At 61.3% G+C, this 15,126-nt stretch carries 14 protein-coding genes, 1 tRNA gene and 1 pseudogene; 5 read left to right on the forward strand and 11 right to left on the reverse strand.

The features are described 5' to 3' along the window. Positions 1-163: 163 nt before the first annotated feature. From V1293_RS08775 to V1293_RS08805, 7 genes are all read right to left on the reverse strand, one after another. On the reverse strand, positions 164-343 hold the full coding sequence (locus V1293_RS08775) for a hypothetical protein (RefSeq protein ID WP_334508534.1): 180 nt from the start codon (positions 341-343) through the stop codon (positions 164-166). 42 nt (positions 344-385) lie between these two features. Further along, a complete protein-coding gene (locus V1293_RS08780; RefSeq protein WP_334508536.1) occupies positions 386-622 on the reverse strand; it encodes a hypothetical protein in 237 nt (78 codons plus the stop codon). Positions 623-1,000: 378 nt separating this feature from the next. Beyond that, the gene (locus tag V1293_RS08785) at positions 1,001-1,798 is read right to left on the reverse strand and encodes an enoyl-CoA hydratase/isomerase family protein (RefSeq protein ID WP_334508538.1); all 798 of its coding nucleotides are present in this window, start codon (positions 1,796-1,798) and stop codon (positions 1,001-1,003) included. 49 nt (positions 1,799-1,847) lie between these two features. Continuing rightward, positions 1,848-2,660 carry an amidohydrolase family protein gene (locus tag V1293_RS08790; protein ID WP_334508540.1) on the reverse strand — a complete coding sequence of 271 codons (813 nt, stop codon included), beginning with the start codon at positions 2,658-2,660 and terminating at the stop codon, positions 1,848-1,850. 70 nt (positions 2,661-2,730) lie between these two features. Beyond that, complete coding sequence (locus V1293_RS08795; protein WP_334508542.1) at positions 2,731-3,597, reverse strand: helix-turn-helix domain-containing protein; 867 nt, start codon at positions 3,595-3,597, stop codon at positions 2,731-2,733. Positions 3,598-4,473: 876 nt separating this feature from the next. Further along, positions 4,474-6,096: an IS1182 family transposase gene (locus tag V1293_RS08800; protein ID WP_334508544.1), complete on the reverse strand. Its 1,623-nt coding sequence runs from the start codon at positions 6,094-6,096 to the stop codon at positions 4,474-4,476. A gap of 185 nt (positions 6,097-6,281) precedes the next feature. Continuing rightward, entirely contained in the window at positions 6,282-6,857 is a 576-nt protein-coding gene (locus tag V1293_RS08805; RefSeq protein WP_334508546.1) for a hypothetical protein, read from the reverse strand. A gap of 384 nt (positions 6,858-7,241) precedes the next feature. On the opposite strand from V1293_RS08805, the gene V1293_RS08810 reads away from it, so the two are divergent. Next, positions 7,242-7,901, forward strand: coding sequence for a peroxiredoxin (locus V1293_RS08810; RefSeq protein WP_334508548.1), 660 nt, complete (start codon positions 7,242-7,244; stop codon positions 7,899-7,901). A 150-nt stretch (positions 7,902-8,051) separates the two neighbouring features. Here the strand turns inward: V1293_RS08810 and V1293_RS08815 are convergent, their stop codons facing one another. The 3 genes from V1293_RS08815 to V1293_RS08825 all read right to left on the reverse strand — a co-directional run bounded on the left by V1293_RS08815 (position 8,052) and on the right by V1293_RS08825 (position 11,064). Beyond that, positions 8,052-8,162, reverse strand: a complete 111-nt coding sequence (locus V1293_RS08815) for a DUF2177 family protein (protein ID WP_334516670.1) — start codon at positions 8,160-8,162, stop codon at positions 8,052-8,054. 13 nt (positions 8,163-8,175) lie between these two features. After that, positions 8,176-9,912, reverse strand: coding sequence for a methyl-accepting chemotaxis protein (locus V1293_RS08820; RefSeq protein WP_334508550.1), 1,737 nt, complete (start codon positions 9,910-9,912; stop codon positions 8,176-8,178). 267 nt (positions 9,913-10,179) lie between these two features. Then, positions 10,180-11,064: a DMT family transporter gene (locus V1293_RS08825; protein ID WP_334508552.1), complete on the reverse strand. Its 885-nt coding sequence runs from the start codon at positions 11,062-11,064 to the stop codon at positions 10,180-10,182. Between the two features lie 131 nt (positions 11,065-11,195). Between V1293_RS08825 and V1293_RS08830 the strand changes: the two are divergent. Both V1293_RS08830 and V1293_RS08835 read left to right on the forward strand, forming a co-directional pair. Then, positions 11,196-11,396 (forward strand): annotated as a pseudogene (locus tag V1293_RS08830) (S-(hydroxymethyl)glutathione dehydrogenase); the annotation flags it as partial. Positions 11,397-11,541: 145 nt separating this feature from the next. Next, positions 11,542-13,800: a cation:proton antiporter domain-containing protein gene (locus V1293_RS08835; RefSeq protein ID WP_334508554.1), complete on the forward strand. Its 2,259-nt coding sequence runs from the start codon at positions 11,542-11,544 to the stop codon at positions 13,798-13,800. Positions 13,801-13,806: 6 nt separating this feature from the next. Here the strand turns inward: V1293_RS08835 and V1293_RS08840 are convergent, their stop codons facing one another. Next, positions 13,807-14,253: a hypothetical protein gene (locus V1293_RS08840; RefSeq protein ID WP_334508556.1), complete on the reverse strand. Its 447-nt coding sequence runs from the start codon at positions 14,251-14,253 to the stop codon at positions 13,807-13,809. A gap of 334 nt (positions 14,254-14,587) precedes the next feature. Between V1293_RS08840 and V1293_RS08845 the strand changes: the two genes are divergently transcribed. Then, positions 14,588-14,845, forward strand: a complete 258-nt coding sequence (locus V1293_RS08845) for a hypothetical protein (protein WP_334508559.1) — start codon at positions 14,588-14,590, stop codon at positions 14,843-14,845. Between the two features lie 51 nt (positions 14,846-14,896). Continuing rightward, positions 14,897-14,973 (forward strand) — tRNA-Arg (locus tag V1293_RS08850). Positions 14,974-15,126: the final 153 nt, after the last annotated feature.

Consider the following 15,126-nt stretch of genomic DNA (forward strand, 5'->3'; position numbering starts at 1 on the left):
TCCAGAGGACTGGTACGTCACCACGGTCACGGCAGCAAAGATTTTGCTATCGAATTGGCTGAACTTCGAGTGGGTGCCGGATACGCTGCCGGATTTCTTCCGGGCCGGATGCGGCGGACGGCAGACAAAAACGGCGGGAAACATCCCCGCCGCATGTATCTGACTATCCGATGAGCCATAGCCCCTTGTGGATGTCGAATTTCACCAGACCTTCGTCGCGCATTTTCAGAAGCAGGGATTGGCAGGCTTCCTCATTCGGAAGATTGGCGCGCCGCATGAGTTGGTAGGCCTTGAGCGGCTTCTCGCGGAGCGCACTCAGGATATTCTCACGATCTTTCAGCATAACTGCTCCTGCAATCCAAAACTGGCGTTGATGATGAACGGCTCAGGCGATGACGAGTTTGATCTGGCCGTCTTCAAGATTTCCCGCCGCGAGCGCGTCGCGTGCCATCTTTTCGATAGCAGACCAGTTTGCGAGAAGATATTTTTGGGCCAGCGCCTTCGTCGGCAGCTCGGTTTGCAGAATGCAGCGCTGCCGCACGTTCCCGTTCGCGATCTGAAACGATACCGCTTGCGGCCCCTCGATGATCTCTTGTTCGGTGGGCTTGGCAGCAATCCGCATCCGCTATTCCTTTGTGAACGTCCGATTGGGCCAAGCTGTCAGCATCGGCATCAGCCGCCGCGCCTTGTTCCGTTTTTTGGCTATTGCGAATGAGCGGCGAGCCGCTGGCGGCCAGCTAGGGCTGATCGTCCTCGGCCTTTGGGGAGCCTTTCGGCCCGTGATCCGCGATTGGCTTCGTGTTGCGGACCGCTTCGGCCAGCATCAGGCGCAACTCATCCTTTGTCATCGGTGGTTGCCGCGTGGTCGATGATTTCCATTGTGCCATGCGCTCTATATGGGGTGCCCGGGCGAGAATTAAAGCCCCGGAACCAAAGAAGCCGGGGGCGCGGACATGCCAAAATCGACGCAAATGACCCAAAGCGACGTGGTAACCGACTCTCAGGCAGGCAGTGGCCAACTGATGTCCTTGCCTTTCAGTTCCTTGTAGCGTCGCGCGTGAGCACGGATGTTTCCGAGATCGGACATGCCGCGCGACAGCCAATCTCGATCAAGGCGAGCGGCGTTATCGATTGCCGCCATGGTGGTTGCCTGTAGCGCGCGTTTCGAAAAGGCATAAGCCGCATAGCAGTCCGGCGGCACCAGGGCAGCCCAGGCGATGGCCGCATCTCGCAACTTATCCGGTGCGACCGTCTGCTGAACAATGCCCAATCGGGTCGCAGCCGCGAGATCATAGATTTGGCCGAACAGGGTCAATTCAAATGCCGCGCGCGGACCAACCGCGTGCTTGATGATCTCGCAGTAGACAGCTGGCATTGGGATACCGATGGGCACCTCGTTCAATGAGAACTGGAGGGGACCTTCGCCAGCTATGCGGTGATCGCAATCGAGCGCGGTTATCAGCCCGCCAGCGTAGGCGTGACCGTTGATTGCTGCCACAGTGGGCCTTGGGTACGTGAACAGAAGCAGGTTCGTAGCGCGGTAAGCGTCGAACCAGGCGTCGATCTCCTTGAGCGAGCGGCGCGCGAACAGCGGGAAGTGATGGTCAAAGTCGAGACCGGCCGTGAAAACCGCACCCGAGCCGGTCAAGACGACAGCGCAATCGCTGAATTCGGTTTCGAGACGGTCGAATGCTGCATGGAGATCGGCGAAGAAAGCTGGATTTTGTGCGTTGACCTTATTGGTGTTCATGGTCACCACAGCCACATGCGGGCGCTGGCGTTCGATGGTCCAAGGCATCGGACTATCCTCCAATATTCAGGGTAACGTTCAGTGAACGAACCGAACGTCAGGCTAATTTGAATAAGCGCCGTGCGTTGTCCGCCAGGAAGGCTGACTGGGCTTCGACACCAAGGTTCAGATGATCAAGTCCGGCGATACATTCACTCGCGGGCCAGAACGGGTGGTTAGATCCGAAGAGGACCCGATGTCTCTTGTTGCCGCGCATATACTCGACAAGCTCAGATGGATACCGGCTGACCTTGTAAGCCGACGTGTCAATGAAAACGTTCGGGTATTTCATGACGAGTGAGAGCATCTCGTTGAGCCATGGCACGCCAATATGGCCACCGAGAATGCGAAGCTCGGGAAACTCCAGCGCGACCCGATCGAGATAAGGGATAGGCCGCCCTGGCTCCGACTCGCGCAATGGCCCTGCGTGCCCGACCTGCGTGCAAAATGGGACGTCAAGCTCGCAGCACTCTGCAAACAATGGGTAGTAGCGGCGGTCGTCCGGCGGCAGGCCCCAAACCCAGGGCAGAACGCGCAACCCCTTGAAACCGTCCCTCTTCACCCGAAGCCTCAACTCCCGCACAGCCTCCATAGGACGGAAAAGATCAACGGATGCGATACCGATAAAGCGATCAGGATATGCCCGACAGTATTGCGCGACCTCGTCGTTGCTGATCATCGGGCCGCCCGGACCGTGCCACGCGCAGAGCATACCGACGGAGACGCCTGCACGATCCATCTCGGCAAGCGTGTCTTCGATGGGAGGTGCTGTTTCCGACCACTTGCCGGGTCTCCATCGACGCAAGGATTCGAACATCGGATTCCCGATCCAGTCGGCATTCGGGTGCTGCATCCAAGCATCGATGATCATGTGGCGTTGCCCGCGTCGAACGAAGGATCGAGCCTATTGCGCACCCTGACCAATGGGGAAATCGAATGGCTCAACCGGATTTAGCTGTGGTCTCAAGAGGCCACACAGCCATCCTTAGACGGGTGGATTGACCGGTGTCTTGAAGAAATCGGACAGCCCGCGCGTGACGCCCTCGCCATGTCTGCTTGAATGCACCGGGCGTAACACCGGCGTGCCGCCTAAACTCCCTGGTCAGATGAGCCTGGTCGGAGAAACCCAGATTAAAGGCGATCAGTGACAGCCCAGCGCTTCGGGTCGCAATTTCATAGACCGAGCGACGGAACCGCTGCATAGCTAAGAAGCGCTTTGGCGGAAAGCCAGTTGATGTTCTCATTTGCCTGTGAAGCGTCCGCACCGATCCACCTACGTGACTTGCAAGGTTGGCCACGCGGTCGTGTGACGTCTCAAAATAGTCGCTGCTGATGATTGGTTCGTGCTGCGTGTGTTGCGAGAACGCGAACAAGAGTTGGTCTAAAGGATCAAGGATGTCGAGACACGATGGACTCGCACCTACGACGCGCGCCAAGGAATTCTGGCAAGCCTCGATCATAGGATCCTCGGTGTGCAACGGACCCGCCCACGTCGGCTTGAACTTGATGCCGATAATCCAGCCGAAGAATGCCCTGCTTTTCTTCCGATGACCAAAGCTTGGTTCGTTCACGACAACTTTGCCGCTATATCCGGAGCCTGGGACAGATTCTCGAAAGCCGAAGGCGACTTCCCTTAGCGGCGAGGCAAACGCCACGCGGTTTGCAGTCAGCCGTCCACGATCTTTCAGGACGTAGATCGAATCCACAAAGTTGCTGTGGTCCTCCAGCGGCGCAAACTCGGCATAAAAGGATGGTTGCGCGAACAGGTGTTCGACATCTTCTGCTATCTGAACGGGCCGGTTCGCCAATGTTCGATCCCTTGCAGGTATTAGCGCTTTGCAGGTCAGCAAGCCGCCATCTTATCGCCGGCTACTAACCCGGAGACCAGCGCCACTGGTCGGCTTATGGCACTTTCGGACCCACGCGATCTCCGATTTAAGTCGTTCAAGCGGACGTCCGCCGGCCACTCCGAATTTATGGGTTCATGCCCTTGGCTCCAAGGCTCGCGCGACCGGCGAAGTGAAGCATTCCCGCATATCGCGGCGGGCGTTCGCGCGCCCCGGTGGCTTTGCTCACCTTACGGACTGCGAACTGATTTGCTTTGTGCGCAAGCGCAATTTCATGCAGCGACTGCGACAAACTGGCACGACGGGCAAATCACCCAGAACCTGTCCAGTCCCTCGCGCAAAAATATTCCGCTTTCGTTCTCGGGCAAATCATCGGCATAACTCCGCCCGTCTCACCCAATTGAGGGACGCTCGCGATCGTCACGAACGTGCGGTGAGATGCGATGGACGTGAATGGCGCGAGACGTACGCGCCTGAAGCGTACGGCGAAGTCGTGTGGTCCTGACGCCGCGGTGCTGGCGATAAGTTGGCGGGAAGTATCCCGCCGGCGACGGTGGCAAGAAAGCCGTTCACCGGGGAGAGCTCGAAGTAAGCCGTAAAGCCATTGCGCAGGGAAGGCCGGAGTGTTCCCGCTGCCCTGTATGCTCGTGTGCACTTTTGTTTGCGCAAATCGCACGCGAGACCGCGGGTGCAGCAAGCACCCGGTCTTCCCTGCGCCCTCTGATTTCGAAGAGGGCCAAACGAAGATGCAAACCTCGGGCGACCAGCGCCGCGAGATCGCGGAATTATGGCTTCGTAGGATGGGTGGAGCGAACAGACTGGGCAAGAATCGCACAGTTACGCGGCAGTGCTGAAGCGGAAGCAGATGATCGCCGAGTTTCGGACCAATTTGGCTGAGAAGGCTTTGATGGAGGCGTTGGCAAGGCCTATCGCGGACGTGATGGCGCGCAAGACGCGCAAAATCGCCCGCTCGGCCGCCCGACGGGCAAAGAATGCGACAAATTCGTCGAAGCCGAGGATGTTCAGCACGCGGGCGAGATTGTAGCAGAGCGCCATCAGACTCCATTCGCCGCGCACCTTGTCGAAGCCGCGGACCAGGAAGTGGCGATAGCCGGCGCGGCATTTGAGCGTGCCGAAGGGATGTTCGACCAGGCAGGCCCGCTGGCGCATCATGGCCCCGGCCTCTTTCATCCGCTCCCGGTGACGATCGATCACCGCTTCGTGCACCCAGCGGTAGATCGTGCGCTTGTCCGCCTTTTGACCAAGGCATCGCTCGCGCAGGTGACAAGCCTTGCAGACGGATTTCAGGCTCACATAGCGGACGTCTTGCCGACCAGCCGGGCTGATTTTGACGCCGTTCATCGGTTTCAACAGCGCGCCCGCAGGACAGCGATAAACGTCGGCTTCGGCGTCATAGCTGAACGCTTCATGGGTGAAGCGGCCTTGCTCTTCCAGGCCCCCCGTTCGTTTGGGCGGCGGGACGTAGGCAACAATGCCGCCTTCCTCGCATTCTTTCAGGGTCGCGCCATTGTAATAGCCGGTGTCGGCGACCGCCTCCAGCGCCTCCACTCCCAGCGCCTCTTTTGCCGCCTCGGCCACCTCGTATAGCTGGCCCGTATCGTTGCCGTCGTTGACGACCTCGCTCGTGGCGATGAGCTTGTGCTTGGCATCGACCGCGATCTGAACATTGTAGCCGGCGACGACATGGCCTCTCTTCGACAACAGCCGGGCGTCCGCATCGGTGGTCGACAACTGGGTCTCGCCGCTCTCCTTCAGTCGATCAAGATCAGCCTCGGCCTTCGCCCGCCGCTCCATCAATGCCGCGAGCTTGTCCGCAACCGCGCCGCCATTCCCCCTCCCGCCTTCTTCGTTGCTGGACGAATGCACCTCTTCGGTGGCGTCGTTCGATGCCAGCGCCTTGCCATACTCCTCGATGTCGCGGTCGAGACGAGCAAGCTGCTCAGCCAGCCGCTTCTTCGTCTTGATGCTCGCCTTGCTGGCATCGCCGTGGAAAAAGGCGCCGTCGATCGCCACGAGCTCCCCGCCCAGAAGGTTGAGTTCGCGCAGCAGAAGTACAAATTCCCGGTTCGCCGCCTTGAGCGCCGCCCAGTTGTCCCGGCGGAAGTTGGCGATGGTCCGGTAGCCGGGCGTCAGCCCCTTGAGCAGCCACATCAGTTCCAGATTGCGCTGCGCCTCCTGTTCGAGGCGACGCGAGGAGCGGACCCGATGAAGGTAGCCGTAAAGATAGGCCTTCAACAGATCCGCCGGATCGTAGCTGGGCTGTCCCGCCCCAATACCACCTCCGGCATGCCGGAACCCGAGCTTCTCAAGATCGAGCGCGCAGACATAGGCCTCGATCGCCCGAACCGGGTTATCTCGCCCAACATAATCCTCGACGCGAGGCGGCAGAAGGCTCAATTGCTCCCGGCACGGACCGGTCTTGTAGCTGCGATTCGTCATAAACCGAATCGTACAGCATCCGGATTCGGGTGAGAAAAATTCTTGCCCAGCCTCGAAGCGATACCCATCGCCACACGCACCGGCATTGATGGGTATCGCTTCGCTCCACCCATCCTACAAAACTACCAAACAAAAACGGCGGGGAACTACCCCGCCGTCCTCAGATCAGTGATCCGCCGATGAACCTACAGCATCCCCATATCCAGCATGCCCGGCAGTTGCGCGAGCGGCAGCGCTGCGGCGCCGATCAGGGTTGCGACCAGCGCGGTGAGGCGATGGTTGATGCGGCGCTTGCCGCGCATCTGGCTGGCAAGCCATTCCAGCACCTTGGTATCGATCTTGGCGGCCTGCGTCGGCGCCCAGCTCTCGATGTCGGTGTCGGGCGACAGCGCAACCGTGCGCGGCGGCACCGGCAGGCCGGACTCGGAGGCCGCATGATGGGCGACCGCCTTGGCCAGCAGATCGTCGAAACGTCCGTCGTCGGTACGCTCGGCGGCGGCATCGGAGATTTCAAACAGCGCCTCGACTTCGGCGCGGCTCACGGGCTGATGCTCGACCGCGCTGACGGTCAGGATGCGCGCGCACCAGGCGGCGTCGTCGGCATCGAGTGCGCGGGAAAAATGGATACGGCCCCTGGTGGTGGGGCCCTCGCCGGTGATCACGCCGTCGCGCACGATGGTGAGCGCGTGCGCCGCGGTCCGGCGGCAGGATGGTTGCGGGACGTCAGACGTTTCAGCGGCTTTGGCAGTCGGGGCAGGCATAGTTGCACTTCTCAATTTCTTTTTTTCAGGTCCAGCATTTCCATACGGGGCATGAACGAGCGGTTAACGATTCGAAACTCGCATTTCGAGATTTTTAGATGGTTGCCAATTGGTCGCTGTGAGGTCAGTCACGGTTCAGGACCAAGGCCTCCGGACGACGGCCGGGCGTGATGAGGGGCATAAAAGGCAATATCGGGGCAGATCGGCTTATTTCCACCACGGTGGTTTTTCGTCGCAGGGGCGCCGATCAAAAGAAGATGCTAAGGTCCCCACCTTGCAGAGAAGGATCTCACCTTTTACCTGAACGGGTTCTACTAACCGCCGTCAGGGCCTATAATGTTTAGAACGAATTCCCCCGTAAACTGAATAACATGAGGTAAAACCATGGCACTCCCGCTAGGCACCGTCGCCCCCGACTTCGAGGCGGAAACCACCGAGGGCAAAATTAAATTCCACGACTGGATCGGAAATGGCTGGGCGCTGCTGTTCTCGCACCCCAAGGACTTCACGCCGGTCTGCACCACCGAGCTCGGCTTGCTCGCCAAGCTGAAGCCGGAATTCGACAAGCGCGGCGTCAAGCTGATCGGCCTGAGCGTCGATCCGGTCGACCGCCACGCCAAATGGTCGGAAGACATCAAGGAAACGCAGGGCGCGGCGCCGAACTATCCGATGATCGGCGACACCGATTACAACGTCTCCAAGCTTTACGAGATGCTGCCGGCCTCAACGTCGGGCGATCCTCTCACGCGCACGCCCGCCGACAACCAGACCGTCCGCAACGTGTTCGTCATCGGTCCGGACAAGAAGATCAAGCTGGTGATGGTCTATCCGATGACCACCGGCCGCAACTTCCAGGAAATTCTGCGCTCGATCGATTCGCTGCAGATGACAGCCAAGCATCGCGTCGCGACGCCGGCCGACTGGAAGCAGGGCGAGGACGTCATCATCGCCGGCTCGGTGTCCGACGACGAGGCGAAGACGATCTATCCGGCAGGCTGGAAGGCGCCGAAGCCCTACATCCGCATCGTGCCGCAGCCGAAGTGACGGTTTCGATTGCGACGCAATCGAAACCGTCATCCCGGAATGGTCCGAAGGACCATATCCGGGGATCTCGAGATTCCCCGGGGGTGCAATTGCACCCCTGAGGTCTGGTGCTAACGCACCATCCCGGAATGACGAGTTAAATCTTCGGCACTAGCTGTGAGCCACAAGCAATCCAGCGGTCGAGGAGACCGCCGTCACGAACGCGCCCCAGGTGACGTCGACTATTGCAACCGGCCAGCTCCACTGCTTGAGCAGCGCCAGCGCTGTGCTCCGATCAGGCCGCGCGGACGCGGTCGAGGAATTTTTCGACTTCCGCCTTCAAATGCAGGCTCTCGCCCGACAGGTTCTGCGCGGACGCAAACATCCGGCTCGAGGTCTCGCCGGTCTCGTCGGCGCCCTGCGCGGCGTTGCGGATGTTGGCCGCGACATCAGCCGTTCCGCTCGCGGCTGCGCGAACGCTCTGGGCGATGTTCTGGGTGGCGCCGCGCTGCTGCTCGACCGCCGCCGAGATCGAGGTGGCGATATCGCTGATGCGTTCGATGGTCTGGCCGATCGCCTTGATCGCGCTGACCGACTCTTCGGTCGCAAGCTGCATGTTGCCGATCTGGCTGGAGATCTCCTCGGTCGCTTTGGCGGTCTGGCCCGCGAGGCTCTTGACCTCCTGCGCCACCACGGCGAAGCCGCGGCCGGCGTCCCCTGCCCGCGCCGCCTCGATGGTGGCGTTGAGCGCCAACAGGTTGGTCTGCTCGGCAATCGAGGTGATCAATTTCACCACGTCACCGATCCGGGAGCCTGCTTCCGACAGTTCGTTGATGCGCTGGTCGGTAGCGGCCGCCTGCTTGACGGCATCGGCCGCGATCCCGTTCGATTCCTGGACCCGGCGGGTGATTTCGGCGATCGAGCTGGAAAGTTCGTCGGAGGCGGTCGCCGCGGTGCGGACATGCTCGGAGGCGGTCTCGGAAGCACCGGCCGACTTGCCGGAGAGCCCGGCGGTGGTCCGCGCGGTCTCGGTGAGCTGCCGCGCGACGCGCTCGAATTCGCTGGAGGAGTTCAGCACCCTGTCGAGGATGCTGCCGACGCTGGTCTGGAATTCGTCGACGAAGCTCCGCAATTCAGCCTTGCGCTGCTCGACTGCTGCTGCTGCGGCGGCGGTCTGCTCGTCGCGCATCCGGCGACGCTCGACCGAATTGTTCTTGAAGACAGCGAGCGTACGCGCAATCTCGCCGATCTCGTCCATGCGCTCTTCGCAATCGATCTCGACATCGGCGTTGCCGTTGGCGATTGCGGTGAGCGAGGCTGTGACCGACGTCAGCGGCTTGGTCACCCGGCGCACGATCAGCATGGTCAGCAGCATCACGAGCAGCGCCGCGACGCCGGCGGCGATCGCCATGTTCTGGATGGCACGCGACAGCATGGTCTCGTAGTGCGCCATCGGAATTCCGACATAGAGCAGCCCGATCACCTTTCCGGCCGGATTCACGATCGGGTAATAGGCCGTCATGAACGTCTTGCCGAACAGCGTCGCCGGCCCCTTGTAGGCCTCGCCGCGGCGGACGACCGCCTGTCCGGGGTGGTCGGGCGCGAGCTGGGTGCCGACGGCGCGGTCGCCGTTCTCCTTCTTGACGTTGGTGGTGCGGCGGACAAACTGGTTGCTCGCATCGTCATAGACGAACAGCGTCGCGTTGCCGCCGGTATAGCCGACCGCACGATCGACGATCGCGTGGTCCTTGAACTCGGGCATCTTGGGAATTTCGGCGCGGACGACCGCCCCGTCCTTCATGGTGATTTTGGCGTCGCTGTAGGTCTCGGCGAACGCCAGGCCCAGCGTGCGCAAATTGACCTCGATGTCGCGCAGCGCCCGGTCGCCGAATTCTGATGTCAGCGACCAATGGGCGGCGCCTACAACCAGCGCGGTATTCACTGCAATCAGGAGGATGGCAGAGATGACAGCCTTGGTACCGAGCCGCAGCTTCAGCGCCGGCAGGAACTTTCCAACAGATCGCGTGGTCATAATCAAGAATCTCCCAAAATCGGGCCCAATCTGACGCGTTTTGCTTACGATCGCCTTAATGGATGCAACCCTCGGCAAAGTCGGAGAAATTCGATTTAACCTATGCGCGTATCACCGCCATCGTTTGATGATGCGACGACTTCCGTATTTCGCACCCTTCCGCCCTGCATGTATCTACCAATACACACGCATCGGTTGCTCGCACTTACATCGTCGACGACAAGGCGCGGAGGCTTCGGTTGCTCGGGTGCGCGCACACGCACTCCGCTAGCTCTTTGCCGGCGCGTTTCGATTGACCAGCAGCACGGCGGCGGCACAGGCGATCATGCCGGCAATCGCGACGGCATCGAGCCGCTCGTCGAACAACACGAAGGCCATCAGCGAGGTCACGGCCGGCACCAGGTAAAACAGGCTCGCCACCGATGTCGCGGCCTGGTGCCGGATCAGCCAGTACAGCAGGCCGATCGAGCCGATCGACAGCGCCACCGCGAGCCAGGCCAGGGCGAGAGTGAATTCGGTGGTCCAATGCACCACGCGCGCTTCGAACAGGAAGGCGCCGATCGTAAAGAACACGGTCACCGCGACATATTGCACGAGGTTGCCGCTGCGCCAGTCGATGCGGCTGCAATAGCGCCGCTGGTAGAGCGTGCCAAGCGTGATGCTGACCAGCGATATCGCCGACGCAATCCAGCCCCAGCCGGCCTGCCCGCCCATCGGCCGGTCGTGCAGGATCAGCGCAACGCCTGCAAGCCCGATCAACAGCCCGCCCCATTGCATCGCGGTCACGCGCTCACCCAGCCAGCGGTTCGCAATGGTGGACGTCAGGATCGGCTGCAGGCCTGGAATCAGCGCCGAGAGGCCGGCGGGAATAGACAGCGAGATCGCGACCGCCGTGCCGCCGAGGTAAATCCCGTGTACCAAAATGCCGGCGACGATGCTGTGCCCGATCTCGATACGGTTCGGCCACGCCGGCCGGGCGATGGCGCAAATGATGCCCATCAGCACCACAACGATCGCCATGCGGATCGCCAGATACGTCAAGGGATCGGCATTGTTGACAACGTATTTGGTACCGATGAAGCCAGTGCTCCACAGCAGGACGAAAATCGCCGGTGCCGCGCGGGCGGCGAATTTGTCGAAGTCCGGAGTCATCTGCCGCCCCTGTTGCCCGATCATATGCAATGCGGCAAGCACCGATCGCGCGGGGAGACCTGCGCGATTTTACATATCGAAGCCAGCTATCGCAGTTCTCAAACGAGGAACGCGATGGATGTTCGCGCCGCGGCCGGGGCCAGTCGATCGTGATCGGCGTGACGCCGGCGGGCGCCGAGATTTCGACGAGGCTATTCCAGCTCGTGACCGGCCGGGTCTGGAAAGGCACCGCCTTCGGCGGCGCGAAGGGTCGGACCGACGTGCCCAAAATCGTCGACTGGTACATGCAGGGCAAGATCCGGATCGACCCGATGATCACGCACGTGATGCCGCCGAGGCGTTCGAGTTGATGAAGCGCGGGGGAATCGATCCGCGGCGTGGTGACGATCCAGGGCGCTATGCACGGCGCAAGGCCGGAGGGTTCGGGAACCTTCCGGCGCCCTTCCCCGTTGAGACGGTCTAATGGGGAAATGACCGATGCGATGGAGAATTCTCCAGTCGCTGTTTTGGGCAGGCGTAGCGCTTCTCTTGACGGTCACGATGGCAGGCGCCGCGGGCGACAAAGCCGGACGGCCGTCGGAGTTCCTTTTGCTGGTGCAGATATCGCTCTTGATCGCCATCGGCCGCGGTCTCGGTGAGCTGATGCAGCGCATTGGCCAGCCCTCGGTCATCGGCGAGTTGCTGGCCGGTCTGCTGCTCGGACCCTCTTTCTTCGGCTGGATCTGGCCTGAAGCGCAGCACGCGCTCTTTCCGCCCTCCCCCGAACAAAAAGCCCTGCTCGACGGCATCGCGCAGTTCGGCATTCTGCTGCTGCTGTTGCTGACCGGCATGGAGACCGATCTCAAGCTGGTGCGCAAGGTCGGCCGGGCCGCGGCCGCGATTTCGGTCACCGGGATCGTTGTCCCCTTCATCTGCGGTTTTGCGCTCGGTCAGTTCCTGCCGCAAAGCCTGCTGCCGCATCCGGAAGCACGCCTGGTCGCCTCGCTGTTCCTCGGCACCGCGCTGTCGATCTCTTCGGTGAAGATCGTAGCCGTCGTGGTGCGGGAGATGAACTTCATGCGCCGCGATGTCGGGCAGATTATCGTGGCCACCGCAATCATCGACGACACCATCGGTTGGATCATTATCGCCATGATCTTCAGCCTGGCCTCGCAGGGCACGCTCGATGTCTATTCGGTCGGCAAGGCCCTGCTAGGCACGCTGGCCTTCGTCGCCATCAGCTTTACAATCGGCCGGCGCCTGACCTTCCGCCTGATCCGCTGGGCCAACGACACCCTCGTCAGCGCGGCCGCAGTCATCAGCGTGATCCTGCTCATCATGAGCGTGATGGCGATGATCACGCACCTGATCGGTGTGCACACCGTGCTCGGAGCCTTCATGGCGGGCGTGCTGGTCGGAGAATCGCCGATCCTGACCAGGCAGATCGATGAGCGGTTGCGCGGGCTGATCTCGAGCCTCTTCATGCCGGTGTTCTTCGGGCTCGCGGGCCTGAGCGCCGATCTGACCGTGCTCAAAGACCCCAACCTGCTGATGCTGACCGCGGCGCTGGTGCTGATCGCCAGCATCGGCAAGTTTGGCGGCGCTTTCGCAGGCGGTGCGCTGAGCGGCCTCACCCGACGTGAATCCTATGCGCTTGCCAGCGGCATGAATGCGCGCGGCTCGACCGAGGTCATCATCGCCACCATCGGCCTGTCCATGGGCATGCTGAGCCAGAACCTGTTCTCGATGATCGTCACCATGGCGATCCTCACCACCATGGCAATGCCGCCGATGCTGCGCGCAGCCCTCACACAGTTGCCGCTCAAGATGGGGGAGAAGGAACGCCTCGAACGCGAAGAGTTCGAACAGAAGGGTTTTGTCGCCAATCTGGAGCGACTGTTGCTTGCGGCCGACGAGAGCGCGAATGCGAGATTTGCCTCGTACATCTCTGGCCTGCTTGCCGGCAGGCGCGGCCTGCCGATTACGGTGCTTCACGTCGCGCCTCCGCGCGACCATGACCCAAAGCACGATGGCAAGGAAACGCTGGAATCCATCGTCAAAAGTGCGGCCTGTGCGATCGCGGAAACCGACGAGGACAGTAGCGGCCAAATCGACGTCGTGACCCGCGTACCGAAGGGGAAGCCGCTCGAAGCCATCGCTGAAGAAGCCAAAAAGGGCTTTGATCTCCTGGTCGTCGGGATGGACAAGACGCTCGACGACAAGGATGGATTTGACCGCAAGATCGAAGACATCGGCGCAAGCTTCAAGGGACCGATGGCGATCGTCGCCGCAAGGGGCGCTCACCTCGAACAGCCGGTAGCCCCCGACCTGAAAATTCTCGTGCCGGTTTCCGGCAGTGCCGTGTCGCGGCGCGGTGCCGAAATCGCGATTGCGCTGGTGCGCGTCAGCCCCGACCCGCTGAAAGTGGTCTATGTCTCGACAACGAGGGACCGCGGCGCGCGGCGCGGCAGCGCCAGCCTTTCACTCGCCAGGGAAGAAGCCATCCTGAAGGACATCGCTGCCGTCGGAGCGCGCTACAATGTCGACGTCAGTACCGCGTTGCGCGCCAACACGGCGCCCGAGCAAGCGATCCTGGAGGAAATCCGCGCCAGCCGCGCGAACCTCGTGGTACTCGGCGTCGACCGCATCTCAGGAGACAGGCTCAACTTCGGCAGCGTGGCGCATGCCGTGCTGAGCAAATCCAGCGTGTCGGTGTTGCTGGTGGCAGACGGAGAAGCCAGCAAGGCGGAGCCGTAGCGGCGATCACCACTCTTCCGGGCAGGGATCGACGATCTTCCAGAGCTCGCCACCGTTCTTGATCTTCTTCATCTCGGTGGTGAGCCCGCCATTGCGGCGGATCCAGTCCTTCACGGTGTCCGGATAATAGGACATCAGGTCCGACGTCCCTTCCAAACTCGTGACCTTCATACCGAAGGTGAAGGCCTTGTCGTAATAGGCCTGGTGGAAACCGAGGCTCGCCTTCGGGGTCACGCAGATCTTGTTCATCGGCACGATGCCGAACACCAGCGTGCAGGCCGAATTGCAGATGCCGTCGATGATCACCCGCTCCTTGCGGTCGCGGATACGCTTGTACTTGGCCTTGTACTCCTCGACATAACCGCCGTGATCGCGCGTAATGTGCAGGTCGGCGCGCGCTGGCGTCGCGACCAGAACCGAGAGGGACAGCAGGGCAAGGGGCGTGATGCGCATGGGTCGATCGGGAACCGGATAGCCTTTGTCAGACGCGGGATAAGTCGGCCCGTAGGGTCAGGACCGGACAGCAAAACTTTGGCCGGACTGTGTTGGGAATTCGTTAAGCATCCCTTGAGGCCAAAAATGGGCGCGTTAGGATGGTTTTCCGCAGCTTTTCTAGCCGTTTCTCCTGGAATGCGAGATCAGATCGGCCAAAATGAGGGAGCGCCGGCTTCGACCGAATCAGAGGTTCAGCGTCTATCATGTTGTTTTGGCGCGCTTTCTTCACAGGAACAGCTATCCGCTCAGCCCGAAATCGCTACTCTTTCAGTGAGACTTCCGGAGAATCGAAATGACCAACGCGAAGTTTTTCGTTGCCGCCGCCCTCCTCGCCACCGCGACCCTGGCCCCGAACCTGGCCGATGCCCGCCATAATCGGCACCACCTGCACAATTGGGGCCTGCCCTACCCGATCAGCTACCTGCACAATTACGGCCCCGGCCTGCAGCCCGGCACCTTCGCCTACTACGACGGCCCCTCCACCATCCTCTGCCGCCAGGGCGCGGCAGCCTATATAGGCCAGGACCGCCGGCGGCATCCCTGTTACTGACATTCCGCTGCTGGCCCTGCCGGGCCAAGTCTGATAATCGGCAGGCCGCACGCGCTCGTAGCTCAGCTGGATAGAGCATCGGATTTCGATTCCGAGGGTCGGGAGTTCGAATCTCTCCGAGCGCGCCAGCCCCACCTTCGCCGCACTTCGCCCGCCATTGCCGGTCGTCGCCACAACTTCCAATAAAGCGAGGTAAAATAGGGGTTTCTCGCTTAATCGGCGGTCGCTGGGCGTTGCCGGCTGTTGCCGACGGGCCTCCGCCGGAACGTCCCTTTGACTGT

Source organism: Bradyrhizobium sp. AZCC 1693, from assembly GCF_036924745.1.
Classification (GTDB): domain Bacteria; phylum Pseudomonadota; class Alphaproteobacteria; order Rhizobiales; family Xanthobacteraceae; genus Bradyrhizobium.